The following is a 22,751-nucleotide window of genomic DNA, read 5'->3' as shown; positions in this document are numbered from 1 at the left end:
TCAGCCGGCGATACCGGGCGCCGCGCCGGTGCCGGCCACGCCGGTGCCACCGAGGTCGGCCCGGCGGCCGGCGTCCGCGCCGGAACCGAAGCCACCGCCCGCCAGCCGCCGTCGCGGGGCGGTGCGCAACCGGGGGTACGCCTCGGCGACCCGGCGCTGGACGCGATCGGAGCGGTCGGCGAGCACCAGAGCCGTGGAGGGTCCACCCGACTCCGCCACCGCCTTGCTCTCGGCAGCGCGCAGTCGTTCCGCGACGACGTACGCGAACCCGGCCAGCCAGGTACGCCGGAACGCCGCCGGATGCTCCCCGGCCGGTACGACGGCACCGGCGAGCCCGTGCGCGGCCTGCACGAGCAGCGAAGTGAACAGCAGTTCGACCCGTTCCAGGTCGCTGGCGAAGCCGAACAGGTGCATGACGAAGCCGCTGCCGTGCCGGCGGCGTACGCATCGGCACCGCAACGGTTCGGCGACCGCCGCGAGCAGGCCGGCCTTGTCCCGGGCGTAAGGCGCGATCACCTCGACGGTCCGGTCACCGACCGGGTCGGCGGCCGGGTCGCGGGCGGCGAGCAGCGCCCGGTCGACGCCGTAGCGGGCGATCAGCTCGGTGGCCTTCGCCATGAAGGCGGCCGACTCGGCGGGGGTGCAGGCCGGGTCCTCCGCCTGGGCGAGGAGCTTGCGCACCTTGCTGAGCATCGCCTCGGACATGCACCCAGAGCTACCACAGTCGGGGCGCCTGGCCGCGCGCCGGGCTCAGTCCGAGCGGCTGCGCAGCGTGGCGATTGTCGACCCGGCGAGCGTGAGCAGGCAGTCGGGCAGCAGGCCGTCGGCTGCGGCCGCCCCGAACAGCGCCTCGCCGGTGTCCGCGTCGTCGTTGGCGCACGCGCTGACGAAACGGGCCACCCAGCGGGTGTCGTAGTCGGCCTGGTCGATGCCGGGGAAGTCGAGGGCGGCGCCGCCGCCCGGGGTGTCGTCGCCGAGCATGGTGGCGGCGAGGCACCACGCCACTCCGTACGCCCCGGCGAGGCCGGAGCGGTCCACCACCGCGTCGAACGTGCCCACCACGCCGGCGCCGTCCCCGGCGAGGGCGGAACGGAGCACGGCGGTCGCGTCGTCGAGCGTCTGCTGTGCTTCGTCGTTCACCCGCGGAACAGTATCGCCGGGGGTCAAGCGGTGACCCGGAAACGGCTCGTCGACCACGCAGAGTGATACCCGCAGTCGGGGTGCCGACGGAGCCGACTCCACAGTCCCGCGTGCCGCGTGAGCACGCTAAGGTGCGCAGCGGACCTTCGCCGGAGGAAGGACGACCATGCTGAGAACACGCACGTCGCGCGCGGCCCTGTCCATGGCCTGCGCGGCGCTTCTGCTCGCCACGAGCGCCTGCGGGAGCGACGAGCCGGAGGAAACGCCTGCCACCCAGGTACGCCTCTACGGCACCGACGGCAACATGCTCAATTCGTACCCCGCTGAGCTCAAGGACCGGGGAGACCTGGTGAACGGGATGAAGGGCACCACGCCCCTCACCCCACTGCCCGAGAGCTTCAAGGAACGACTACTCGCCGTAGACCCGAAGCTGGGTGACTTCCTCTACTCCGCCGAGTCGTACGACGCGGTGGTGATCAGCGCGCTGGCCGCCCAGCTCGCCGGCACCACCGCTCCGGCCGAGATCGCCAAGCAGATCGTCGGGGTGACCACCGGCGGTGAACGCTGCGACGACGTGTCGTCCTGCCTGGAGCTCGCCCGTGCGGGCCGGGACATCGAGTACCGGGGCGTGTCGCTGACCCGCGCCGGGTTCACCGACACCGGCGAGCCGGCCACCGCGAGCTACGGCACCATGCACTTCGACAACCAGAAGATCGACGACAGCAAGACCGAGTTCGTCGGCGCAGGTGAGGAGTCGGGGGCGAGCACGAAGGCCCCGCCGCGTGGGCGCAAGCTGCGCGACGGGAAGGCGAAGGACGCCCCGCTGGTCCTCGGCGGGCTGCTGCCGAAGACCGGTGACCTGGCGCTGGCGAACCCGCCGCTGGCGGCCGGCGCGGCGCTCGCGATCCGTGAGGTGAACGCCGCCGGTGGTGTGCTCGGCGAGCCGGTGAAGTGGATCGAGGGCGACGACGGCACCAACCCGGCGGTCGCCAAGGCCACCGTCGCCTCGCACGTCAGCAAGGGCGTGCAGGTCATCATCGGCGCAGGCGGCTCCGGCATCTCCCGGGCCGTGCTGCCGGACGTGGTCGCCGCCGGGCGGATCCTGTTCTCCCCGTCGAACACCGACGCGGGGCTGAGCGCCGTGGACGACAACGGCCTCTATTTCCGAACCGCGCCGCCGGACAGCCTCCAGGGCCGTGCGCTGGCCGACGTCATGCTCCGGGACGGGCCGCGCAAGATCGCGATCCTGGCCCGTAAGGACTCGTACGGCGAGGGCCTCCAGGAGAACGTCCGCTCGGAGCTGGAGAAGGCCGGCATCGGCGCGGACCGGATCAAGCTGCTGACCTACGAGCCGCCGGCCGACCCGAAGACGCCTGTCGACTTCGGCGGCACCGCCAAGGAGATCAAGGCGTTCGGACCGGAGGCGCTGCTGCTCATCGGCTTCGCCGAGTCCGCGCCGGCGATCACCGCGCTGGACGACGCGGGAGTCGACATCAAGCGCTGACGCGTACCGACGCGAAGGGCCGCACCGGAGACACCGGTGCGGCCCTCGTCGTCTCTCCCGGGCTCAGCGGGCCCGGCGCCGGTCCAGGAACTCGGTCATCCGCCGGTGCTTCTCCTCGTCCTCGAACAGCACCGCCTGGCTCAGCAGGTCGAGCTGCGGGTGCGCGGCCGCCGGGGCGTCCACTGCCATCTTGGTCAGCCGCAACGCCAGCGCGGAACCCTTCGCCATCTCGTCGAGCAGGCCGTGCGCGGTGGGCAGCAGCTCTTCCGGATCGGCCACCACCCGGTTCACCAGCCCGATCCGCAGCGCCTCCTCGGCGTCCACCCGCCGGCCGGTGAACAGCAGCTCCTTGGCCCGGGCCTCACCGATCAGCGCCGGCAGCCGGTAGGTCGCGCCGGCGCCGGCCAGGATGCCCAGCCGCACCTCGGGCTGGCCGAACACCGCGCGGTCCGTGCACACCCGGAGATCGCAGGCGTACGCCAGCTCGGCGCCGCCGCCCAGCGCCGGCCCGTCGACTGCCGCCACGGTGGGCATCGGCAGTGCCCGGATGCGGGCGAAGACACCCTGGTTGATGGCGGCCAGCGCGTCCAGCCGGCCGCGCTCGCGGAGCTGGGCGATGTCGGCGCCCCCGGCGAAGATGCCCGCCGTCCCGCCGGTGAGCAGCAGCAGCCGGGGACGCGCCTCCAGGTCGGCGCAGACCGCGTGCAGCTCGCCCACCAGGTCGGCGTCGATGGCGTTGCGCTTCTCCGGCCGGTCCAGGGTGACCACGAGCCGGTCCGGCAGCTCCTCGATCCGCAGCCCGCTCATTGCTTCACGCCGTCCTTCCACGTGTAGAAGCCCTGCCCCGACTTCTTGCCCAGCTTCCCGGCGGCCACCATCTCGACGAGCAGCGGCGGTGGCGCGAAGCGGTCGCCGTACGCGGCCTGGAGCGTGCGCGCGATGTCGAGCCGCACGTCCAGCCCGACCAGGTCGGTCAGCTCCAGCGGGCCGATCGGGTGCCGGTAGCCGAGCACCATCGCCTTGTCGATGTCGGCCGGGCTCGCCACCTCGTCGGCCACCATCCGGATCGCCTCCAGGCCGAGCGTGACGCCGAGGCGGGAGGTGGCGAAGCCGGGCATGTCGCGTACGACGACGGGGTCCTTGCCCAGCCGGGCGGCGAGCGCGACGGCCGCCTCGGTCGTGGCCGGCGCGGTGGCCGGGCCGACCACGACCTCGAGCAGCGCCATCGCCCACACCGGATTGAAGAAGTGCAACCCGACGAAGCCGGCGGGCCGGTCCAGCCCGGCGGCCAGTTCGGCGATCGGGATGCTGGACGTGTTGCTGCCAAGCAGCGCCGGCCGGCGGCTCTCCGCCTCGCGCAGGACGGCACGCTTGAGGTCGAGCCGCTCGGGCACCGCCTCCACGATCACGTCGGCGCCCTCGGTCACCTCGGCGAGCCCGGCCCGGAGCGTGACGCGCTCACGGTTGGCGGTGGCGGCCTCCTCGGTCAGCTTGCCGCGCTGCACGCCCCGGTCCCACAGCTCGCCGAGCCGGCGCACGGCCTCGGCGCCCCGGGCGGCGTCGACCTCGACCAGTTCGACCGCGTACCCGGCGCCGGCCGCCACGTACGCGATGCCGAGGCCCATGGTGCCGGCCCCGACGACCACAAAACGACCACTCATCGATGTCCCCTCGCCGCGGCGGGGGCGCGCGGGGTCTCCGCCGCCGGGCCCGTCCGCTCGCTCGTTCCTGCATGCGACCCTATGCAGGGCCGGGCCGCCGGGATGCGTGGGGGCGGAGCGGACGGGGTAAGGACGGCCGTCAACGCCGAAGGAAGGAACGAGATGAGCCAGGCACCGGAGAGCGCGGAGAACACCGAGACGGTCGAGACCCGCGGCGACGAGCGGGTGGACCTGCTCCGCGCGGACACCAACAACGACGGCAAGACCGACGTGTGGGTGGTGGACACCGACGGCGACGGCAAGGCCGACCTGTTCCAGTTCGACACCGACGGTGACGGCAAGGTGGACATCACCATGGTGGACATCGACGAGGACGGCACGCCGGACGAGGTGGTCGACGGCGACGGCGGGCTGCCTCCGGAGCAGACCACCCCCACCGTCCAGGTCTGAGTGGTGCGGGGGAGCCGCCGGATCCCGGCGGCTCCCCGCTCACCGCAGCTCCAGCGTGGCGAGGTAGTAGGGATGGTCGGTGTCGTCCACGTCGGCCAGTCGCCACGCTGAACCGTGGACCAGCTCGGCGAACTCCTCCGGCGAGCAGACCAGGTAGTCGAACCAGGCGGTGCCCAGCAGCCGGTAGCGCAGCCGCAGCCGCAGTTGCCCGCCGATCCGGCCCCGCTGCCGATTGCGCTCGTGGTAGGCGGTGTGCACCGGGTCGGTGGTCCCGTACGGGTCGGTGCCGTGGGCGATCACCCGGGCGCCGGGACGGGCCAGCGCGGCGAGCGCCGCGAGCATCGCCGGGGCGCGTTCCCGCCCCTCGAACAGTCCCAGGTTGTTGCCGAGCAGCAGGAACGTGTCGTACCGGTGGCCGTCGGCGGCGTGCTCGTCGACGGTGCCGTGCACCAGGTCGCGTACGCCCCGGTGCCGGCTGACCCGCAGCGCGCCGAGCGACGTGTCCAGCCCGGTGACCGGCACGCCGCGCTCCTGGAGGTGCAGCGCGATCCGGCCGGCGCCGACGCCGACGTCGAGCACGTGCCCGCGTACCCGGTCCACGGCCCGGTGGTCGTGCGGCTGCCACCGCTGCGGCGGGTCCAGGTAGTGCCCGGCGGGCGCGCCGTTGATCAGCCCGTCGTCGCGCTCGATGATCTCGATGACCGGGCGCGGCAGGCGACCGCCGGCCATCGGGCGCGGGCCGATCCCGGTGGCGACCGCGTACGCGTCGCGGATCATCTCGCCGAACACGTCGCCGATCTCGGGTTCCCCGGTCATGAGAGCACGCTATCCGGCGGTCGGCGGCACCCTGACCGCCGTATCCTTGGCGGCGTGACCGACCTGGACCGCCTGGCTGCGGAGAAGTACGTCCTGCTCACCACGTTCCGCAAGGACGGCCGGGCGGTGCCGACTCCGGTGTGGGCGGTACGCGACGGCGACGGGCTCGCGGTCTGGACGGTGGCCGACTCCGGCAAGGTGAAGCGCATCCGGCGCGACGGCCGGGTCACCGTGGCACCGTGCGACGTGCGCGGCCGGCCGCACGGTGAGGCGGTGCCGGGTCACGCGACGATCGCCGACCCGGAGAGCACGAACCGTGTACGGACGCTGCTCAAGCGGAAGTACCGGCTGATCGGCCGGCTGAGCCTGCTCGGCAGCCGGTTGCGCCGGGGTGAGCGCGGCACGGTGGGGCTGCGGATCGTGCTGGACTGAGCCGCACCCGACACGATCGAGCCCGGACACGATCAAGGGCGGCGCCGTGACGGCACCGCCCTTGATCGGAACGCCGGAGAACGCCGGTTCGTCAGTCTCCCTGGCGCTGCTGGGGGATCTGCCCCTGCAGCAGGGCCCGAACCTCCGACTCGCGGTAGCGGCGGTGACCGCCGAGGGTCCGGATGGCGCTGAGCTTGCCAGCCTTGGCCCACCGGGTCACCGTCTTCGGGTCGACACGGAACATCGACGCCACCTCGGCCGGTGTGAGTAGCGGCTCAGGTTCGTGCGTTCGCGATGCCATCGGGGTCACTCCTCCACATGTATAGACATCGGCCGGGGTCCCGCCGGCCGACGCGTCTCCCATGGTCCGGCTAGTCCCCGATGTCCGACATGGGCCGAACGGCTGAAGGTCCCTAGACGGACGGATGAACCATGCCCGATTTTTACGACTTTTATGCCGCAGAAAGTACCTTATTCGGACTCATGATCACGGTTCGTGATGCATTAGCTACGAGACACTCTCGTGTCCAAGGCCACTTAGCAGGGCAAACCGGGCGTCAGTTGCACCGTTCGAGCAGCTGCACCGCGCGCCAGCGGGCGACCAGCTTGTCGTACGCGGCGGACGCCTCCTCGGCCTCGCCCCGGCCCAGTCCGGACAGTCCGGCGGCCACCAGATCGGTCGAGTCGTCGGCTTCGAGCGTCTCGTCCGGCAGCAGCTGCACCAGGCCGCCGTAGTCCAGTTCGACCACCGAGCGCGGGTGGAACTCCTCCAGCCACCGGGCCGCCTCCTCGACCGCCTCGGTGATCGGCGCCTCGCCGATCGACTTGCGCAGCACCGACAGCGCCCGGGACGCGCGGCGGCGCGCCTTGGAGATCTCGGTGCGGTAGCGCAGCGCCCGCCGCCCCGGATCGGTGACCAGGTGCCGCTCACCGGCCTCGAACAGCACGAACCAGCGCAGCGGCACGCCCCAGGTGGCGATCTGCTCGTGCACCCGGGGCACCCCGTGCTCCAGCACCCGGGCGCCGCTGCGCCAGTCCTCCACCACGGCCTTGGCCTGGCCGGCGAGCACCGGCGGCACGAACGCGTCGGCGAGCACCGAGGGCACGCCGTCGCGGGCGCTCAGCGCCGCCTCGGCGACCCGGATGCGCAGGTTCCACGGGCAGACCAGCAGCGCGTCGTCGGACTCCAGGACGTACGCCTCGTCGGGCAGGTCGGGCAGCCGGGTCCAGCCGGCGCCGAGCGCCTCGATCACCGCGGTCCGCTGCCGTACCGGCCCCTCCAGCGGAGCTATCGCACGACCCTCGCTGACGTACCGGCGCCAGTACGACTGCCGATCCCGGTCGAAGGCGGTCAGCGGCTCGTACACGCGCAGGTATGAAGCGAAGAGCGACGGCACGGCGCGATCCTCCCACGAGACGGGACCGCCCGTCGCCGCCCTCGGGCCCGTGGCGTGACATGCGCGACAGTACGGTTCGGGCCGATATTAGGCTCAACGACACCGGCAGCATCCCGCCGGCGTGCCACCCGGGTTCCGCGCCCCACAAGGGCGCACACCGACACAGGAGTCAGCCATGGGCGTATTCGCCAGTACCGACGACCCCGTCTCCACGGGGCATGAGCAGGTCGTGTTCTGCCAGGACAAGCAGTCCGGCCTGAAGGCGATCATCGGGATCTACTCGACCGCGCTGGGCCCCGCGCTCGGCGGCACCCGGTTCTACCCGTACGCCAGCGAGGCCGACGCCCTCGCCGACGTGCTCGACCTCTCGCGCGGCATGGCCTACAAGAACGCCCTGGCGAACCTCGACCTCGGTGGCGGCAAGGCGGTCATCTGGGGTGACCCCGACCAGATCAAGAGCGAGGCGCTGCTGCGCGCGTACGGCCGCTTCGTCGAGTCGCTCAACGGCCGCTACTACACCGCCTGCGACGTGGGCACCTACGTGGCGGACATGGACGTGATCGCCCGGGAGACCCGCTACGTGACCGGCCGCAGCGTGGAGCACGGCGGCGCGGGCGACTCCTCGATCCTCACCGCCTGGGGCGTGTTCCAGGGCATGCGGGCCGCCGCCGAGCACGTCTGGGGCAGCCCGACGCTGGCCGGGCGCCGGGTCGGCGTGGCCGGGCTGGGCAAGGTCGGCAAGTACCTGACCGCCCACCTGCTCGACGACGGCGCCGAGGTCGTGGCGACCGACGTCAGCCCGCGGGCCCTGGAGTGGGCGCGCACCACCCACCCGCAGGTCACCCTGGTCGACGACACCGCGGCGCTCGTCGCCTCCGACATCGACGTGTACGCCCCGTGCGCCCTCGGCGGCGCGCTGAACGACGACACCGTGCCGGTGCTGCGGGCGAAGGTGGTCACCGGGGCGGCGAACAACCAGCTCGCCCACCCGGGCATCGAGAAGGTGCTCGCCGACCGGGGCATCCTCTACACGCCGGACTACGTGGTGAACGCCGGTGGCGTGATCCAGGTGGCCGACGAGATCGAGGGCTTCAACTTCGACCGCGCCAAGCTGCGCGCGACCCGGATCTTCGACACGACCCGGCAGATCCTCCAGCTCGCCGACGACGAGGGCGTGCCGCCGGCGGTCGCCGCGGACCGGCTCGCCGAGCGGCGGATGGCCGAGGTCGGCCGGCTGCGGACGATCCATCTGCGGTGAAGCTCACCTCCGGGGGCGGGGCGGCGCTCCTCCCCCGGAGGCGGTGCGCGTTAAGCTGATCCTCGGGCTTGTTCGTGCCGGTTTGTCCGGTGTCACGGCCAGCCCCGGGGCTTACCCCTTACCCGGTACACTTTGTGACAGCTGGACCACCGCGACGCGCAGGTCCGGTCGACGGTGACCCGAGGTGCCGAACGATGGCATCCCCATGTACCGTAAGAGCCACGAGAGATGCCTGACGTCATCGGGGCCCGCCTTCGGGCTGCCCCGCATTCTGTGCGAGGGGGTCGAGCCATGGGGCGCGGCCGTGCTAAGGCCAAGCAGACGAAGGTGGCCCGGGAGTTGAAGTACCACTCCCCGAACACCGACCTAACCGCCTTGCAGCGCGAACTGGCGGGTAGTGGAAAGTCTGAGCACAACTTCGACGACGACTACAAAGAGTATGTCGACGACGATGACGAGGACCACGCGGACGACGACCCGGACACCTGGGCTCGTCCGACCCGCTGACCTCCGGTCACATCTGAGCACGCGGTAACCCCCGCGTGCTCACGCATGTGCTCTGCTGAGCCGGCGTACGACCGACGATCAGGGACCTGCCGGCGCTCCGGGGCGCCCCGCTCCGACGCGCCGGCAGGTCCTTGATCGCGGAACCGTCCCCTCAGCGCGGCCGGTTGTTCCAGTTGTAGAACGTCGGGATGTTCTCGAAGTGGTTCCACGCGCAGACCGCGTCGGCGCCGTCACCGCCTGACACCTCCGCCCGCAGCAGCCGCGCCGCCTCCGCCTCGTGGAGCAGAGCGGTAAGCCCCGCAGCGGCGTCCCGCACCCGGTCGGCGACCGCCTCCCGGTCGGTGTCACTGATGGTCTCGGGCATGCTCCAACACTCCCTCCAGTAGGCGGATCTTGCTGTTACGGCAGTGCTCGGTCTCCGTACCGTCGAAACGCCCCAGCTCGAAGTAACGGTTGGCGGCGTGCCCACCGCCGCAGAACCCGAAGTACGCACAGGACGCCCGGCACGCCTCCACGCCGGCGACGAACTCGCCCACCCACGGCGTACCGGCCGCGCCGGCGAGGATGTCCCCCAGCGGCGTGGTGAGCACGTTCCCGCTGGCGAAGTCGCCGTACCGGGGGTCGGTGAAGCCGGCCAGCTCCGGCGAGAGCACCACCACCGAACCGTCGTGCCCGACCGTCGGAATCGGGTCGAGGCTGCGCGGCAGCAGGTCGTCGGCGGTGCCGGCCAGCACCGCGCCCGCGTACCGCAGCGACCACTCCACCTCGCGCAGGTGGATCCGGGGATCCCGGCGCCAGGCCGCCACCAGCTCGGCCCAGAACCCGGTGACCGCGCCCTCGTCGCGCGCGTTCGTCCGGGTGTTGACGCCCTCGGTCTCCTCGATGTTGACGCCGAGCACGTCGCAGCCCAGGTCGAGGAAGTAGTCGTACAGCTCGGTCGCCAGGCCCGGCTCCGGCCGCGACACCACCGCGAGCGCCGAGAACGGCAGGCCGTGGCGACGCAGCGCCGCCACACCCGCCACGATCCGGTCGTACGCGGGCCGCCCGCCCCGGGTGACCCGCTCGCCGTTGCGCGCCCGCGGCCCGTCCACGCTGACGCTCACCCGCACCCGGTGCTCGGCGAAGAACGCGCACCACGCGTCGTCGATCAGCGTGGCGTTCGTCTGCACGTGGTGCTCGACGTCCGGCCCGAACGGCGCCAGCAGCGCGGCCAGGTGCTCCCGGCCGGCCGCGAGCGGCTCGCCGCCGTGCCAGACGACGGAGAAGCGACCGCCCGCCGCCCACGGGTTCACTGATGCCGCCACCGCCTCGGCGACGGCCACCGGCATCCGCCTGTCGACCGCCCGGAACGGGAGGTAGCAGTAGGCGCAGTCGAGGTTGCACAAGGTCGTCGGCTGCATCACCACGTACGACGGGACGGCGGCGATGCCCCGCATCCCTTCGGGTGCGCGCGCAGCCATCAGCACCTCCCCCGCCTGCCTGAAAACCGAACCTCCAGGCTAGGCCGCGGCGACCGCTCGGGTGAACCCCCGATCACGTGCCCGGCCGATCGGCGCAGGGTGATCAGCCTCGGGTGTGCTGTCCGACCATCTGCACGTTGCCGGACCCCTCGATGATCTCGCCGGCCTGCCAGGCGTCCACGCCCCGGCCGGTCAGGGTGGCCAGCGCGCGGTCGGCGTCCTCGGCGGAGACGATCGCGAACATGCCGACGCCCATGTTGAACGTGGCCTCCATCTCCGGGTCCTCGATCCGGCCCTTGGACTGGATCAGGTCGAAGATCGGCTGCGGCTTCCAGGTGGAGCGGTTCACCACCGCGTCGACGTGCTCGGGCAGCACCCGGACCAGGTTGCCGGGGATGCCGCCGCCGGTGACGTGGGCCAGCGCCCGCACCTCGGCCTCGGCGATCAGCTTGAGGCAGTCCTGGGCGTAGATCTTGGTCGGGGTGAGCAGCTCCTCGCCCAGCGTCCGCTGGCGGCCGAAGTCGTCGATCACCACGTCCAGCCGCATCCGGCCGGCGCCGAGCAGCACGTGCCGGACCAGGGAGTAGCCGTTGGAGTGCAGGCCGGACGAGCGCATCGCGATCACCACGTCGCCCACCTCGACCCGCTCCGGGCTGAGGATCTCGCTCTCCTCGACCACGCCGACGCCGGTGGCCGAGATGTCGTACTCGTCGGGGCGCAGCACGCCCGGGTGCTCGGCGGTCTCGCCACCGAGCAGCGCGCAGCCGGCGTACCGGCAGCCGTCCGCGATGCCGGCGCCGATCTCGGCGACCTTGTCCGGCACGACCTCGCCGGTGGCGATGTAGTCGAGCAGGAACAGCGGCTCGGCGCCGCAGGCCACCAGGTCGTCGACGACCATCGCGACCAGGTCGATGCCGACCGTGTCGTGGATGTCGAGCTGCTGGGCGATCACCAGCTTGGTGCCCACGCCGTCGGTCGAGGACGCCAGGATCGGGTTCTTGTACTTCTTCGTGTCCAGCCGGAACAGGCCGGCGAAGCCGCCCAGGTCGCCCATGACCTCGGGGCGCCGGGTCTCCTTGACCTTGGACTTGAGCAGCTCGACAGCGCGGTCGCCCGCCTCGATCGACACCCCGGCGTCGGCGTACGAGACCGAGCGTTTGCGCTGCGTCCGGCCGGACCCCGCCGACCAGGGCTGGCGGTCGCCGCCGGCGCCCGTCGGGCTGGATCCTGCGCCGCTGCGCTCGGACACGTGCGTCACGGTTCTCCCCTTTGTGGTTCCCGCGAGCCCGGAGCGGCCGGACCCGCGTCGGTGGTGCTACGGGTGGTGGGTCGGTGTGGCGACGAGCGGACCGGTCGGCCCGGCCGCCTCGGCGGCGACCCGGCGTCCCACTCCTTCGAGCACGTGCTTGCCGATCAGGTTCCCGGCCGGCAGTTCGATCGGGTACTCCCCATCGAAGCACGCCCGGCAGAGCCGGCTCTTCGGCTGCTCGGTCGCGGCGATGAGACCGGGCAGCGATACGTAACCGAGCGAGTCGGCGCCGATGGACCGCCGGATGCCGTCGTTGTCGAGCCCGTTCGCGAGCAGCTCGGCGCGGGTGGCGAAGTCGATGCCGTAGAAACAGGGCCAGCTCACCGGCGGCGAGGAGATCCGGACGTGGACCTCCAGCGCGCCCGCCTCGCGCAGCAGCCGGACGATCGCCCGCTGGGTGGTGCCCCGCACGATCGAGTCGTCCACCACGACCAGGCGCTTGCCGCGGACGTTCTGGCGCAGCGGGTTCAGCTTCAGCCGGACGCCGAGCGCGCGCAGCGTCTGCGAGGGCTGGATGAACGTGCGCCCGACGTACGGGTTCTTCATCAGGCCCTGGCCGTAGGTGATGCCTGATTCCTCGGCGTAGCCGATCGCGGCCGGCGTGCCGGACTCCGGCACCGGGATCACCAGGTCGGCCTCGACCGGGTGTTCCTTGGCGAGCTGGCGGCCGATCTGCACCCGCGCGGCGTGCACGTTGCGACCGGCGATGGTGGCGTCCGGCCGGGCGATGTACACGTACTCGAAGAGACAGCCCTTGGGCTCGGGCGAGGCGAACCGGCTGGACCGCAGCCCGTTCTCGTCGATGGCGATCAGCTCGCCCGGCTCGACCTCGCGGACCACGCTCGCGCCGACGATGTCCAGCGCGGCGGTCTCGCTCGCCACCACCCAGCCGCGTTCGAGCCGGCCGAGCACCAGCGGGCGTACGCCATGCGCGTCACGCGCCGCGTAGAGCGTCGACTCGTCCATGAAGACGAAGCTGAACGCGCCCCGCAGCTGCGGCAGCACCTCCAGCGCGGCCGCCTCGACCGACAGGTCGGGCCGGCTCGCCAGCAGCATGGTGACCAGCGAGGTGTCGTTCGTCGAGCCGTCCGAGTCGAGCCCCCGCACGGCGGCCTCGCGCTGCAACTCGGCGGTGTTCACCAGGTTGCCGTTGTGCGCCAGGGCGATGGTGGTGCCGGCGGTCGTGGCGCGGATCGTCGGCTGGGCGTTCTCCCAGGTCGAGCCGCCGGTGGTGGAGTAGCGCGCGTGCCCGATCGCGACGTGCCCGCGCAGGCTCGCCAGCGTCGGCTCGTCGAACACCTGGGCGACCAGGCCGAGGTCCTTGTAGACCACGACACCGGAGCCGTCACTCACCGCGATGCCCGCGGCCTCCTGACCGCGGTGCTGGAGGGCGTAGAGCCCGAAGTAGGTGAGGTTGGCGACCTCTTCACCCGGCGCCCAGACGCCGAAGACGCCGCACGCGTCCTGTGGGCCGGGTCGCTGGGGGTCAAGGTCGTGGCTCAGCCGGCCATCGCCTCGGGGCACCTGCCGCTCCCTCGCAGTGGGGTCTGGACTGGCCTGGCGGAGTCAGGGGGGCAGCTCCGCACACATGGGCCGGGACCGTCGTCGGCTCTCAGTGTACGCGACCAGCAGTCGACACCGACAGTCACGAAGCGTCCGCTCAGCGTGAGCAGAGTTTGCGCTGCTTGATGCCTAAACAGGGAGGTACGGGGAGAGGTCAGCCCGATTTCCGGAAACCCGGACGCGACCCTCAGTGACCGTTTCCGCCCATCCCCGGCGCCCGGTGGCGACCGCCAGCCAGGTCGCCGGATCCATCTCCACCACGTTCGGCGGCGTGCCGCGGGTGTGTCGTGGACCACTCACGCACTGGACCGCACCGTAGGGTGGGACGCGCACCTCCACCGATCGGCCGGGGGCGCGATCCGCGAGGGCAGCCAAGAGGGTCCGGACCGCCTCCCGGAGCACCGGCCGTTCGGGCGTACGCCCCTCGTCCAGCGCCGCCAGGGCGGCGAGTACCGCTTCGGAATAAGCGTGCGGAGAGGACACGACGGGACGATACGACCCGGCAGAAGGCCGTCCGACGGCGGCCCTGGGTAGAGATGATCCGGTCAGACAAGGCATAGTTGCCGACGGCGTTATTCGTACCGTGAGTGATCAACCTCGGCCGAACGGCCGGCGGGGCGATCAGACCCGGAAGGCGGTGGACGTGTCAACACACCGACGTGCCTGGAAGCAGCGGGCCGGTGTGGTCGTAGCGCTGGTCTTCGGCGCCCTGCTCACCGTCCCCGCAGCTCCCGCCTTCGCCGCCAACGTCAGCGTCTCTCCGGGATCGATTACGGTCAACGCCGGTAGCGACGCGACCGTGAGCGTCCAGGTCACTCCCGGCGACGGCGACGAGAGCGCGGAGATCGGCCTGACCGGCCTGCCGTCCGGCGTCAGCTGTGCCTCGGGCTGCGGTCAGATCAACTTCCCGCCCGGGAACAACAGGCCGCGGACGCAACTGCTCACCATCCGCGCCAACGACAACGCGCAGGACGCCAACGCCTCGGTCACGGTGCAGGTCCGGCCCAACAACTCCGACCCGGCCACCGGCAACTTCCAGCTCGCGGTCAAGGGCAAGGTCGAGGCGCCGCAGCAGCCGCAGACCGTCAAGACGGTGTCCGGCAAGGTGGTGAACGCCGACGGCGATCCGATCGAGGGCGCCCTGGTCATGCTCCGCGACAGCGCGGGCAAGGAACGCCGCACCAACACCAGCGGCAACGGCAACTTCAGCTTCAGCGGCTCCGAGTCCAACCCGATCGCGCCCGGCCGGATCGACCTCGGCGCCTCCACCGACGGCGCCTCGCCGGTCGCCCGGTCGATAAACGCGAACGCCGGCCAGTCGGTGACCGGCGTCCGACTCAGCATCCAGCTGAAGGCGTCGGCGAGCCCGAGCGCCAGCCCGTCGGCGAGTGAGTCCGCCCCACCGTCCGAGGAGCCGCTCGACGAGGAGGCGACCGACACCCCGTCGGCCGAGGCGCCCGCCGCGCAGCAGCCGGCCGCGAACGAGGATTCCGGCGGCTTCGGCTCCTGGCTGCTCATCCTGCTCGGCGGCCTGTTCGTCGCCGTCGGCGTGGGCACCATCGTGCTGCTCTACATGCGCCGCAAGAACGAGGGCGACGACGGTGACGGCGACGGTCCGGGTGGGCCGGCCGGTCCGGGTGGTCCCGGCGGGGCCGGTGCGATCCCGGGCGCCCGGGGCGCCTACCACGGCACCGACGACCAGACCCGGGTGGTGAACGGGATGGGCGCCGGGCCGGCCGCGACGATGGTCGGCGGCCCCTCGATCAGCGACGCCCCCACCATGCTCCAGCGGCCGGTCGTGGACGACGTCCCGCCGGACCCGTACGGCGCGCCGCCCGGCCCGGCGTACGGCGCAGGTGGCGGCCAGGGCGGCTACGGCTACGGCGACGACGCAGCGGGCCAGGGCGGTTACGGCGGCGCGGGCGGCTACGGCAACGCGCCCTCCTCGGGCGGCGGCTACGGCAACGGCCCCTCCTCCGGTGCCGGCTACGGCAACGGCCCGTCATCCGGTGCCGGCTACGCCGCAGGCGCGGCGGCGGGCGCGGCCGGCTACGCGGCCCAGGGCGGCGGCTACGGCAACGAGCGCTTCGACGAGCCCACCGGCCGCTACACCGGTGACAGCACGCAGTACGCGCCGGCGGCCGACCCGTACCCGACCAGCACCTACCAGCCGGAGCAGGACCGCGGCGGCTACGACCAGGCCGGCTCGGCCCCGTACGGCCGCAGCCCGGAGCAGGGCGACGGTTACGGTGCGGCCGGTGGCTACGGCGGTGCCGCGTCGGGCGGCTACGACAACGGCGCGACCGGCGGGTACGACAGCGCCCGCCCGCAGGGCGGGTACGGCGAGCCCACCGGCGCCTACGGCAACGCCGCCGGTGGGGGCTACGGCGACAACCCGACCGGCGGGTACGGCGACGCCCCGGGCTACGGCGGCGGTCGCGCGGCGGGCGGCGGCTACGGCGACGCGCCGACCGGCGGGTACGACAGCGCCCCCGCCGGCGGCTACGGCGACGCCCCGGCCGGCGGCTACGACAGCACCCGGCAGCAGGGCGGATACGGCGACGCGCCCGCGGGCGGCTACGACAACCCCGGTGGCTACGACAGCCGGTCCCAGGGCGGCTACGACAGCGGCGCGACAGGTGGCTACGACAACGGCCGTCAGCAGGGCGGATACGGCGACGCGTCGGCCGGTGGCTACGGCAACACCGGTGGCGGTTACGACGGTGGCCACCAGTCCGGCGGCTACGGCCAGCAGGGCGGCGGATACGGCGACGGCTACGGCCAGGCCCCGCAGGGCGGTTACGGCCAGCAGGGCGGATACGGTCAGGAGCCGCCGCAGCAGCGCGCGGGCGGCTACGACAACGGCTACCCCAACGACCCGGCGCAGGCTGGTCGCGCCCGCCCGGACGGGCAGGCGGACCGGAGCGGACGACGCCTCGACTGGCTGGACGACTGACCGGCACCAGATGTGAGAACTGTGGCCGTCCGCGAACAGCGGGCGGCCACAGTCGTCAGCAGGGGGAATCAGGCCGGGGCGAAGTAGCCCTGGCGGAGCACCGGCACCACGTCGGAGACGCCCACCTCGGTCGCCACCGTGACGTCCTCGGCGAAGCCGCCCTCGGCGAGTTCCCGCCCGGAGACGCAGCCCCGGACCGCCGCCGGCACGTCCGGCGTGCTCGCCAGCGCGGCGAGCGCCATCGCAGCCTCCACCGAGAGCCCGCCGGGCACCCCGGCCAGCGCATCGAGTACGCAGGCCGCACCGAGCTGGTCCTCCACGCACGGCCGGAGTGACCCGTCGGGCCAGCGCTCCCCGGCCGCCACCACGCCCACGGGTGCGTCCTTCGAGCCGTACCCCTCGGCCAGGAGCCAGCGCCCGACGGCGGGTGCGTTACGCAGGCACGCCGCGACCACCGGCACTCCGGTGGCGCTGGCGGCGGCGCTGATCGCCGAGCCGTTCGGAGAGGGCAGCACCAGGTCGGCGACGACCGGCGCGGCCCGCAGCGCCGCCGGGGACAGCGACCACTGGTGCTCCGCAGTCGTCTTCCGGCGGCCCACGGCGGCCACGGCACCCACCCGGCGGGCGTAGTCGGCGGCCTGCTCACCCCACGGGAACGGGTGCACCCGCATGCCACGGCTCACCGCCACCTCCACGGCGGTGGTGAACGACAACACGTCCACCACCACCAGGGCGGCACAGACCCGGCCGAGTTCCGCCGCCCCGGTCAGTCCCCAGTCGAACCGGGCACCGGAGCCGGGTTGGGCGAAGACGGCCAAGGCCAGCGCCTCAGCGCTGACCCGGCGCCGGCTCACCGGGAGCCGGACCGTCGGACCCGTCGGCATTCTCCGACTCGTCCTGGGCCGGGGTTCCGTCCACGGGCGTCGTCGCGTCGGCCTGCGCGGCCTCGTCCGGCGCGTCGGACTGCGCCTCGACAGCGGGTGCGGACGCCTCGGCGTCGGCCGGCGGGGTGTCCCGGCCGGCCTCGGCGATCGGCTCGGCGTCGACAGCGGCCGGGTCCACCCCGACCGGCTGCTCGGCGGTGGCCGGAAGCACAGTGGTGGTCCCGGTACGGGTCGCCTCCACCTCCACCCGGGCCGCCTCGGCGGCGCCGAACAGGCGCGGGAGCGTACCGGTGTGCGCCTCGCGCAGCTCGTCCAGGCCGATCCGGAACTGGCCGTGCACCTCCAGTGCGCCGGAGGCCGGGTCGGTGACGCCGATGAACTCCCACGGCACGCCGCGCTCGGCGCACAGGGCGGTGAACGCCTTCTCGTGGCCGCGCGGCACCGACACCAGCACGCGGCCGGCGGACTCGCTGAACAGGAAGACGAACGGCATCGAGCCACCGGCGAAGTGCTCCGGGACCACGACCCGGGCGCCCACGCCGCGACGCAGGGCCGACTCGACGAGGCTCTGCGCCAGACCGCCGTCGGACAGGTCGTGCGCGGAGCTGAGGTGCCCGACCCGGGCCGCCTCGGCCATCAGCTCGGCGAGCTGCCGCTCACGGGCCAGGTCGACCTGCGGCGGGATGCCGCCCAGGTGCTCGTGCGTCACCCAGGCCCACTCCGAGCCGGACAGCTCGACGTGCGTCTCGCCCAGCAGGAACAGCTGGTCGTGGTCGCCGGCCGGACGCGGCACGAAGCCCATCGGTACGCGGTCGGCGACGTCGTCGAGCACGCCCAGCACGCCGACCACCGGGGTCGGGTGGATGGCCGCGGCACCGGTCTGGTTGTAGAAGCTGACGTTGCCGCCGGTCACCGGGATGCCCAGCTCCAGGCAGCCGTCCGCCAGGCCGCGCACGGCCTCGGCGAACTGCCACATCACGCCCGGGTCCTCCGGCGAGCCGAAGTTCAGGCAGTTGGTCACCGCGATCGGCTTCGCGCCGGTCACCGCCACGTTCCGGTACGCCTCGGCCAGCGCCAGCTTCGTCCCGTGGTACGGGTCGAGGCGGGCGTACCGGCCGTTGCCGTCGACCGAGAGCGCGACGCCGAGGCCGCTGCGCTCGTCGATCCGGATCACGCCGGAGTCCTCCGGCTGGGCGAGCACGGTGTTGCCGAGCACGTACCTGTCGTACTGCTCGGTGACCCAGGTCTTGTCGGCCAGGTTCGGCGACGCGATCATGCGCAGCACGGTCTCCCGGAGCGCCTCCGGGGTGCTCGGCCGGGGCAGCGTCTCGGCGCGGTCGGCCTGGAGCAGGATCAGGTCGGCCGGCTCACGCATCGGCCGGGCGTACACCGGACCGTCGTCGACGAGCGAGCCCGGCGGCACGTCCACCACGAGCTGGTCGCGCCAGGTGATGACCAGGCGGCCCGGCTGGCCGTCCGCCGACGGTGCGGTGACCTCGCCGATGGCGGTGGCCCAGACGCCCCACTTCTCGGCGGTCTTCAGCACGGCGTCGAGCTTGTCCGGCGAGACGACGAGCAGCATCCGCTCCTGGGACTCGCTGGCCAGGATCTCGTGCGGCTCCATCGACGGCTCGCGCAGCGGCACGCGCTCCAGCCAGACCCGCATGCCGGTGCCGGCGGAGGCGGCGGTCTCGGTGAGGGCGCAGGTCAGGCCGGCGCCGCCGAGGTCCTGGATGCCGACGACCAGTTCGGCGTCGTACAGCTCCAGGCACGCCTCGATGAGCAGCTTCTCCATGAAGGGGTCACCCACCTGCACGGACGGGCGGCGCTGCTCGCTGCCCTCGTCGAAGGTGGCGCTGGCGAGCACCGACACGCCGCCGATGCCGTCGCGGCCGGTCTTGGCGCCCATCAGCACCACGATGTTGCCGGGGCCGGTGGCGTCCTTCTTCTGCAGCCGGTCGACCGGCAGCACGCCCAGGCAGAGCGCGTTGACGAGCGGGTTCCCCTGGTAGCAGGGGTCGAAGACGACCTCGCCGCCGATGTTGGGCAGGCCCAGGCAGTTGCCGTAGCCGCCGACGCCGGCGACCACGCCGGGCAGGACCCGGGCGGTGTCCGGGTGGTCGGCCGCGCCGAAGCGCAGCGGGTCCATCACGGCGACCGGGCGGGCGCCCATGGCGAGGATGTCGCGGACGATGCCGCCGACGCCGGTCGCCGCGCCCTGGTATGGCTCGACGAAGCTCGGGTGGTTGTGCGACTCGACCTTGAAGGTCACCGCCAGCTCGTCGGAGACCCGGACCACGCCGGCGTTCTCGCCGATGCCGGCGAGCAGCCGGTCACTCGGCGGCGCCTTCTCGCCGAACTGGCGGAGGTGCACCTTGCTCGACTTGTAGGAGCAGTGCTCGCTCCACATGATCGAGTACATGGCCAGCTCGGCCTGGGTGGGCCGGCGGCCGAGGATGTGCCGGATCCGGTCGTACTCGTCGTCGCGGAGGCCCAGCTCGGCGTACGGCTGAAGCTCCTCCGGCGAGTCGGCGGCCCGGGGAACGGTGTCCACGCCCAGCGCCCAGTCGTCGTTCGGGCCGGCCTGCGGCACCACGCCCTGCGCCTCGCGCAGGGCCGGGTCCGGATGGGTGGTCATGACGTCTCCTTGCTGCGCTCGCCGCCGGTGCGGCGGGTGAGCCGACCGATGTTCCCGGCCACCATCACGCCGGCGCTCCCACCAGATGCTTGAGCACCGAGGTGAAGAAGCCGAGGCCGTCCAGGGAGGGGCCGGTGAGCGCCTCCACCGCGTGCTCGGGGTGCGGCATGATGCCGACGACGTTGCCGGCCTCGTTGGTGATAGCCGCGATGTCGCGCTGCGATCCGTTGGGGTTGCCGCCGACGTAGCGGGCGACGACGCGGCCCTCGCCCTCCAGCCGGTCGAGCGTCGCGGGGTCGGCGACGTAGCAGCCCTCGCCGTTCTTGACCGGGATGAGCACCTCCTGGCCCGGCTGGAACGCGTTCGTCCAGGCGGTGCCGGTGCTCTCGATCCGCAGGACCTGGTCCCGGTTGCGGAAGTGCAGGTGCTGGTTGCGGGTGAGCGCCCCGGGCAACAGATGGGCCTCGCAGAGGATCTGGAAGCCGTTGCAGATGCCGAGCACCGGCAGGCCACCGCGCGCGGCCTGGACGATCGTCTCCATCACCGGGGCGAACCGGGCGATGGCGCCGCAGCGCAGGTAGTCGCCGTAGGAGAAGCCGCCGGGCAGGACGACAGCGTCCACCCCGTGCAGGTCCGGGTCGCCGTGCCAGAGCCGGACCGCCTCGGCGCCGGCGATCCGTACGGCCCGGGCCGCGTCCCCGTCGTCGAGCGAGCCGGGGAAGGTGACCACACCGACCCGGGCGGTCACGACTGCGCGCCCGCGGTCTCGTCGGCGGTGACCACGCGGACGGTGAAGTCCTCGATGACCGGGTTGGCCAGCAGCTTGTCGGCGATCTCCCGGGCCCGGTCCAGGTCCGGTTCGCCGGTGAACTCGATCTCGATCCGCCTGCCGATCCGAACCGAGGCGACGTCACTGACGCCGAGGCGGGGCAGCGCGTTTGCGACGGCCTGGCCCTGCGGATCGAGGATCTCGGGCTTGAGCATGACGTCGACTACGACGCGAGGCACTGGGCACTCCTGACTGTGTACGCAGTTGGGTGCCGGCCCAACAATCGGGCGAGCGCAGCCAGCCTACCTGGCAGATACCGCCCGGCCCGCACCGGCCGGGGGCAGTTCCGGCACCGATCGGCGCCACCGGCAGGGCCGGACCGGCACCGTTGCCCGTTCGTTGCGGCGTCGATGCGAATTCGTTGCGCTGCGTGCTCGCCGGAGCCCTTCGACAACGCCTCCCAGCAGGCATTCTGCCGTGAAACACCCCACCTTGGACCGGTATCCGACAGCACACTCGTGCGGTACGCGGCGCGCGTCACGCCATCGGCGTGATTCGATCCGCACCTTGTGACAGAGGGTGTCGCGGTCGTAGCATGCATCGTCAGATGTCGATGAGTTAGATCGATGTCCCTCGCCGGCCCACCCCAAGCCGGCGGGTATCACCCCCTGCCCGGCAACCCCCGGGCGTCCGCGCAGAAGGAGCCCCGACATGCGCCTCCGTCCCCTGCTCGCCGTGCTGACCACCGCGCTGGCCGGCGTCCTGGCCACCGCCTCCGGCGCCACCGCCGCGCCGGCCGGCCCCCAGCCGATCATCGGCGGCGGCACCGTCTCGTCCGCGCCGTGGGCTGCCGCCGTCTTCAGCAACGGCTCGTTCACCTGCTCCGGCAGCGTGATCGCGCCCCAGTGGGTGCTCACCGCCCGGCACTGCGTCAGCGGCACCATGTCGGTCCGGGTCGGCAGCGTCTACTACGCCTCGGGCGGCGTGACCCGAACCGTGAGCGCCTCCTACACCCGCTACGACCTGGCCCTGCTGCGCCTGTCCAGCACGGTCAGCACCTCCGCCGTCTCGCTCGCCAGCAGCAACCCGCCGGTCGGCTCGACGAACACGATCTACGGCTGGGGCATGACCTGCTACAGCGGCTGCGGCGCGTCGCCCCAGCTCAAGACCGCCACCGTCCAGGTGACCAGCACCAGCGTCACCGACGCGTACGGTGGCCAGGCGATCCGGAGCACCCGGGTCAACGGCAACGCGTGGCGCGGCGACTCGGGCGGCCCGCAGTTCTACAACGGCCGGCAGGTCGGCGTGGCCTCCACCGCCAACGGCACCACGATCCAGAACTACGGCAGTGTCGCGTACAACCGGTCCTGGATCACCTCGACGGCCGGTGTCTGACGGTTGATGCCGATGCGGCGCGGATCGGCCGGGTGCGTCCCGGCCGTCCGCGCCGCTCCGTTTTTCAGCATCCGTTCAGCTGAACACGGCTCGCGAACCACCCGGCCGGGGACTGACAGCATCGGAAGTGTGCTGGTCGTGACGACGGATCAACTGCCCGGCTACGAGATCCGCCAGATCCTCGGCGAAGTGGTCTCCTCGATGGCGAGGACCCGCAACCCGTACCGCGAGGGGGTCAAGAACCTGCGAGGTGGCGCCTACGACCCGATGGCGCCGGACAACCTGACCCGGTGGCGTACCGACTCGGTGGCCCGCCTCGGCGAGGAGGCGCGCCGCCTGGGCGCGAACGCGGTGATCGGCATGCGCTTCGACAGCCGGGACTGCGGCGAGATGTGGATGGAGATCTGCGCGTACGGCACGGCGGTGATCGTCGCGCCGAAGATGCCTGACGTCATGCCGCCGGACCAGCCGGCGATCGCGGCCGAGACCGCCCACGACCCGGAGATCGCCTCCGCTCCCGGCGGCATCGCCGAACCCGCGTCCGCCCCCAACCTGAGTTCCGCAGCCGAAACCCCCACCGGCCCCTGACCGGCCCGTTCACCGGGTCGATCA

At 72.6% G+C, this 22,751-nt stretch carries 24 protein-coding genes; 8 read left to right on the top strand and 16 right to left on the bottom strand.

Going from position 1 to position 22,751, the window contains the following annotated elements; genetic code table 11:
- Together O7611_RS29600 and O7611_RS29595 are read right to left on the bottom strand one after the other, a co-directional pair.
- Entirely contained in the window at positions 1-705 is a 705-nt protein-coding gene (locus O7611_RS29600) for a DUF2786 domain-containing protein (protein ID WP_194802190.1), read from the bottom strand.
- Positions 706-750: 45 nt separating this feature from the next.
- A complete protein-coding gene (locus O7611_RS29595) occupies positions 751-1,140 on the bottom strand; it encodes a hypothetical protein (RefSeq protein ID WP_013283438.1) in 390 nt (129 codons plus the stop codon).
- Positions 1,141-1,306: 166 nt separating this feature from the next.
- Here O7611_RS29595 and O7611_RS29590 point away from each other — a divergent pair, with 166 nt between their 5' ends.
- Entirely contained in the window at positions 1,307-2,644 is a 1,338-nt protein-coding gene (locus O7611_RS29590) for an ABC transporter substrate-binding protein (RefSeq protein ID WP_269697949.1), read from the top strand.
- A 63-nt stretch (positions 2,645-2,707) separates the two neighbouring features.
- On the opposite strand, the gene O7611_RS29585 is transcribed toward O7611_RS29590, so the two are convergent.
- Positions 2,708-3,451, bottom strand: coding sequence for an enoyl-CoA hydratase/isomerase family protein (locus O7611_RS29585; RefSeq protein WP_262015980.1), 744 nt, complete (start codon positions 3,449-3,451; stop codon positions 2,708-2,710).
- Positions 3,448-4,305, bottom strand: a complete 858-nt coding sequence (locus O7611_RS29580) for a 3-hydroxyacyl-CoA dehydrogenase family protein (RefSeq protein WP_269697947.1) — start codon at positions 4,303-4,305, stop codon at positions 3,448-3,450. The genes O7611_RS29585 and O7611_RS29580 overlap by 4 nt, the downstream gene beginning before the upstream one ends.
- A gap of 162 nt (positions 4,306-4,467) precedes the next feature.
- On the opposite strand from O7611_RS29580, the gene O7611_RS29575 reads away from it, so the two are divergent.
- On the top strand, positions 4,468-4,755 hold the full coding sequence (locus tag O7611_RS29575; protein ID WP_043327533.1) for a hypothetical protein: 288 nt from the start codon (positions 4,468-4,470) through the stop codon (positions 4,753-4,755).
- A 39-nt stretch (positions 4,756-4,794) separates the two neighbouring features.
- Here the strand turns inward: O7611_RS29575 and O7611_RS29570 are convergent, their stop codons facing one another.
- Positions 4,795-5,571: a class I SAM-dependent methyltransferase gene (locus tag O7611_RS29570; RefSeq protein ID WP_194802194.1), complete on the bottom strand. Its 777-nt coding sequence runs from the start codon at positions 5,569-5,571 to the stop codon at positions 4,795-4,797.
- Positions 5,572-5,625: 54 nt separating this feature from the next.
- Here O7611_RS29570 and O7611_RS29565 point away from each other — a divergent pair, with 54 nt between their 5' ends.
- A complete protein-coding gene (locus tag O7611_RS29565) occupies positions 5,626-6,003 on the top strand; it encodes a PPOX class F420-dependent oxidoreductase (RefSeq protein ID WP_135242754.1) in 378 nt (125 codons plus the stop codon).
- Positions 6,004-6,094: 91 nt separating this feature from the next.
- On the opposite strand, the gene O7611_RS29560 is transcribed toward O7611_RS29565, so the two are convergent.
- Together O7611_RS29560 and O7611_RS29555 are read right to left on the bottom strand one after the other, a co-directional pair.
- On the bottom strand, positions 6,095-6,304 hold the full coding sequence (locus tag O7611_RS29560; protein WP_007073996.1) for a BldC family transcriptional regulator: 210 nt from the start codon (positions 6,302-6,304) through the stop codon (positions 6,095-6,097).
- Between the two features lie 256 nt (positions 6,305-6,560).
- On the bottom strand, positions 6,561-7,400 hold the full coding sequence (locus O7611_RS29555) for a hypothetical protein (protein WP_135242753.1): 840 nt from the start codon (positions 7,398-7,400) through the stop codon (positions 6,561-6,563).
- Positions 7,401-7,575: 175 nt separating this feature from the next.
- Here O7611_RS29555 and O7611_RS29550 point away from each other — a divergent pair, with 175 nt between their 5' ends.
- Both O7611_RS29550 and O7611_RS29545 read left to right on the top strand, forming a co-directional pair.
- Positions 7,576-8,658: a Glu/Leu/Phe/Val family dehydrogenase gene (locus O7611_RS29550; protein WP_194802195.1), complete on the top strand. Its 1,083-nt coding sequence runs from the start codon at positions 7,576-7,578 to the stop codon at positions 8,656-8,658.
- Between the two features lie 291 nt (positions 8,659-8,949).
- Entirely contained in the window at positions 8,950-9,165 is a 216-nt protein-coding gene (locus tag O7611_RS29545) for a DUF3073 domain-containing protein (RefSeq protein WP_013283429.1), read from the top strand.
- A 151-nt stretch (positions 9,166-9,316) separates the two neighbouring features.
- On the opposite strand, the gene amcA is transcribed toward O7611_RS29545, so the two are convergent.
- From amcA to O7611_RS29520, 5 genes are all read right to left on the bottom strand, one after another.
- Positions 9,317-9,529, bottom strand: a complete 213-nt coding sequence (gene amcA, locus O7611_RS29540) for a multiple cyclophane-containing RiPP AmcA (protein ID WP_135242751.1) — start codon at positions 9,527-9,529, stop codon at positions 9,317-9,319.
- Positions 9,510-10,601 (bottom strand): cyclophane-forming radical SAM peptide maturase AmcB, encoded by a 1,092-nt coding sequence (amcB, locus tag O7611_RS29535; RefSeq protein ID WP_269698185.1) that lies wholly within the window; start codon positions 10,599-10,601, stop codon positions 9,510-9,512. Before amcB ends, amcA begins: the two co-directional genes overlap by 20 nt.
- A 127-nt stretch (positions 10,602-10,728) precedes the next feature.
- A complete protein-coding gene (gene purM / locus O7611_RS29530) occupies positions 10,729-11,883 on the bottom strand; it encodes a phosphoribosylformylglycinamidine cyclo-ligase (protein WP_013283426.1) in 1,155 nt (384 codons plus the stop codon).
- Between the two features lie 57 nt (positions 11,884-11,940).
- A complete protein-coding gene (purF, locus tag O7611_RS29525) occupies positions 11,941-13,458 on the bottom strand; it encodes an amidophosphoribosyltransferase (RefSeq protein WP_013283425.1) in 1,518 nt (505 codons plus the stop codon).
- A 168-nt stretch (positions 13,459-13,626) separates the two neighbouring features.
- Positions 13,627-13,980, bottom strand: a complete 354-nt coding sequence (locus tag O7611_RS29520; RefSeq protein WP_194802196.1) for a sterol carrier family protein — start codon at positions 13,978-13,980, stop codon at positions 13,627-13,629.
- 160 nt (positions 13,981-14,140) lie between these two features.
- Here O7611_RS29520 and O7611_RS29515 point away from each other — a divergent pair, with 160 nt between their 5' ends.
- Positions 14,141-16,453 (top strand): carboxypeptidase-like regulatory domain-containing protein, encoded by a 2,313-nt coding sequence (locus O7611_RS29515; RefSeq protein WP_194802197.1) that lies wholly within the window; start codon positions 14,141-14,143, stop codon positions 16,451-16,453.
- 68 nt (positions 16,454-16,521) lie between these two features.
- Here the strand turns inward: O7611_RS29515 and O7611_RS29510 are convergent, their stop codons facing one another.
- The 4 genes from O7611_RS29510 to purS all read right to left on the bottom strand — a co-directional run bounded on the left by O7611_RS29510 (position 16,522) and on the right by purS (position 20,983).
- Entirely contained in the window at positions 16,522-17,271 is a 750-nt protein-coding gene (locus O7611_RS29510) for a 2-phosphosulfolactate phosphatase (protein WP_194802214.1), read from the bottom strand.
- 10 nt (positions 17,272-17,281) lie between these two features.
- The gene (gene purL / locus O7611_RS29505; RefSeq protein WP_194802198.1) at positions 17,282-19,975 is read right to left on the bottom strand and encodes a phosphoribosylformylglycinamidine synthase subunit PurL; all 2,694 of its coding nucleotides are present in this window, start codon (positions 19,973-19,975) and stop codon (positions 17,282-17,284) included.
- Between the two features lie 64 nt (positions 19,976-20,039).
- The gene (purQ, locus tag O7611_RS29500) at positions 20,040-20,723 is read right to left on the bottom strand and encodes a phosphoribosylformylglycinamidine synthase subunit PurQ (protein WP_018785472.1); all 684 of its coding nucleotides are present in this window, start codon (positions 20,721-20,723) and stop codon (positions 20,040-20,042) included.
- Positions 20,720-20,983: a phosphoribosylformylglycinamidine synthase subunit PurS gene (purS, locus tag O7611_RS29495; RefSeq protein ID WP_013473439.1), complete on the bottom strand. Its 264-nt coding sequence runs from the start codon at positions 20,981-20,983 to the stop codon at positions 20,720-20,722. The genes purQ and purS overlap by 4 nt, the downstream gene beginning before the upstream one ends.
- 472 nt (positions 20,984-21,455) lie before the next feature.
- On the opposite strand from purS, the gene O7611_RS29490 reads away from it, so the two are divergent.
- Together O7611_RS29490 and O7611_RS29485 are read left to right on the top strand one after the other, a co-directional pair.
- Positions 21,456-22,139, top strand: a complete 684-nt coding sequence (locus tag O7611_RS29490; RefSeq protein ID WP_194802199.1) for a S1 family peptidase — start codon at positions 21,456-21,458, stop codon at positions 22,137-22,139.
- Between the two features lie 12 nt (positions 22,140-22,151).
- Complete coding sequence (locus O7611_RS29485) at positions 22,152-22,727, top strand: YbjQ family protein (RefSeq protein WP_194802200.1); 576 nt, start codon at positions 22,152-22,154, stop codon at positions 22,725-22,727.
- Positions 22,728-22,751 lie beyond the last annotated feature (24 nt).

The sequence above is a fragment of the Micromonospora sp. WMMC273 genome (genome assembly GCF_027460285.1).
Lineage (GTDB): Bacteria > Actinomycetota > Actinomycetes > Mycobacteriales > Micromonosporaceae > Micromonospora > Micromonospora aurantiaca.
The sequence above is the reverse complement of the archived record's forward strand: the minus strand, read 5'-3'. Positions and strand labels throughout refer to the sequence as shown.

Bases quoted from the DNA above. Each gene is read 5' to 3' on its own strand.
- O7611_RS29600 (WP_194802190.1), bottom strand. From the start codon at position 705: ATGTCCGAGGCGATGCTCAGCAAGGTGCGCAAGCTCCTCGCCCAGGCG.
- O7611_RS29590 (WP_269697949.1), top strand. From the start codon at position 1,307: ATGCTGAGAACACGCACGTCGCGCGCGGCCCTGTCCATGGCCTGCGCG.
- O7611_RS29585 (WP_262015980.1), bottom strand. From the start codon at position 3,451: ATGAGCGGGCTGCGGATCGAGGAGCTGCCGGACCGGCTCGTGGTCACC.
- O7611_RS29580 (WP_269697947.1), bottom strand. From the start codon at position 4,305: ATGAGTGGTCGTTTTGTGGTCGTCGGGGCCGGCACCATGGGCCTCGGC.
- O7611_RS29575 (WP_043327533.1), top strand. From the start codon at position 4,468: ATGAGCCAGGCACCGGAGAGCGCGGAGAACACCGAGACGGTCGAGACC.
- O7611_RS29570 (WP_194802194.1), bottom strand. From the start codon at position 5,571: ATGACCGGGGAACCCGAGATCGGCGACGTGTTCGGCGAGATGATCCGC.
- O7611_RS29560 (WP_007073996.1), bottom strand. From the start codon at position 6,304: ATGGCATCGCGAACGCACGAACCTGAGCCGCTACTCACACCGGCCGAG.
- O7611_RS29550 (WP_194802195.1), top strand. From the start codon at position 7,576: ATGGGCGTATTCGCCAGTACCGACGACCCCGTCTCCACGGGGCATGAG.
- O7611_RS29545 (WP_013283429.1), top strand. From the start codon at position 8,950: ATGGGGCGCGGCCGTGCTAAGGCCAAGCAGACGAAGGTGGCCCGGGAG.
- amcA (WP_135242751.1), bottom strand. From the start codon at position 9,529: ATGCCCGAGACCATCAGTGACACCGACCGGGAGGCGGTCGCCGACCGG.
- amcB (WP_269698185.1), bottom strand. From the start codon at position 10,601: ATGCGGGGCATCGCCGCCGTCCCGTCGTACGTGGTGATGCAGCCGACG.
- purL (WP_194802198.1), bottom strand. From the start codon at position 19,975: ATGACCACCCATCCGGACCCGGCCCTGCGCGAGGCGCAGGGCGTGGTG.
- O7611_RS29490 (WP_194802199.1), top strand. From the start codon at position 21,456: ATGCGCCTCCGTCCCCTGCTCGCCGTGCTGACCACCGCGCTGGCCGGC.
- O7611_RS29485 (WP_194802200.1), top strand. From the start codon at position 22,152: ATGCGGCGCGGATCGGCCGGGTGCGTCCCGGCCGTCCGCGCCGCTCCG.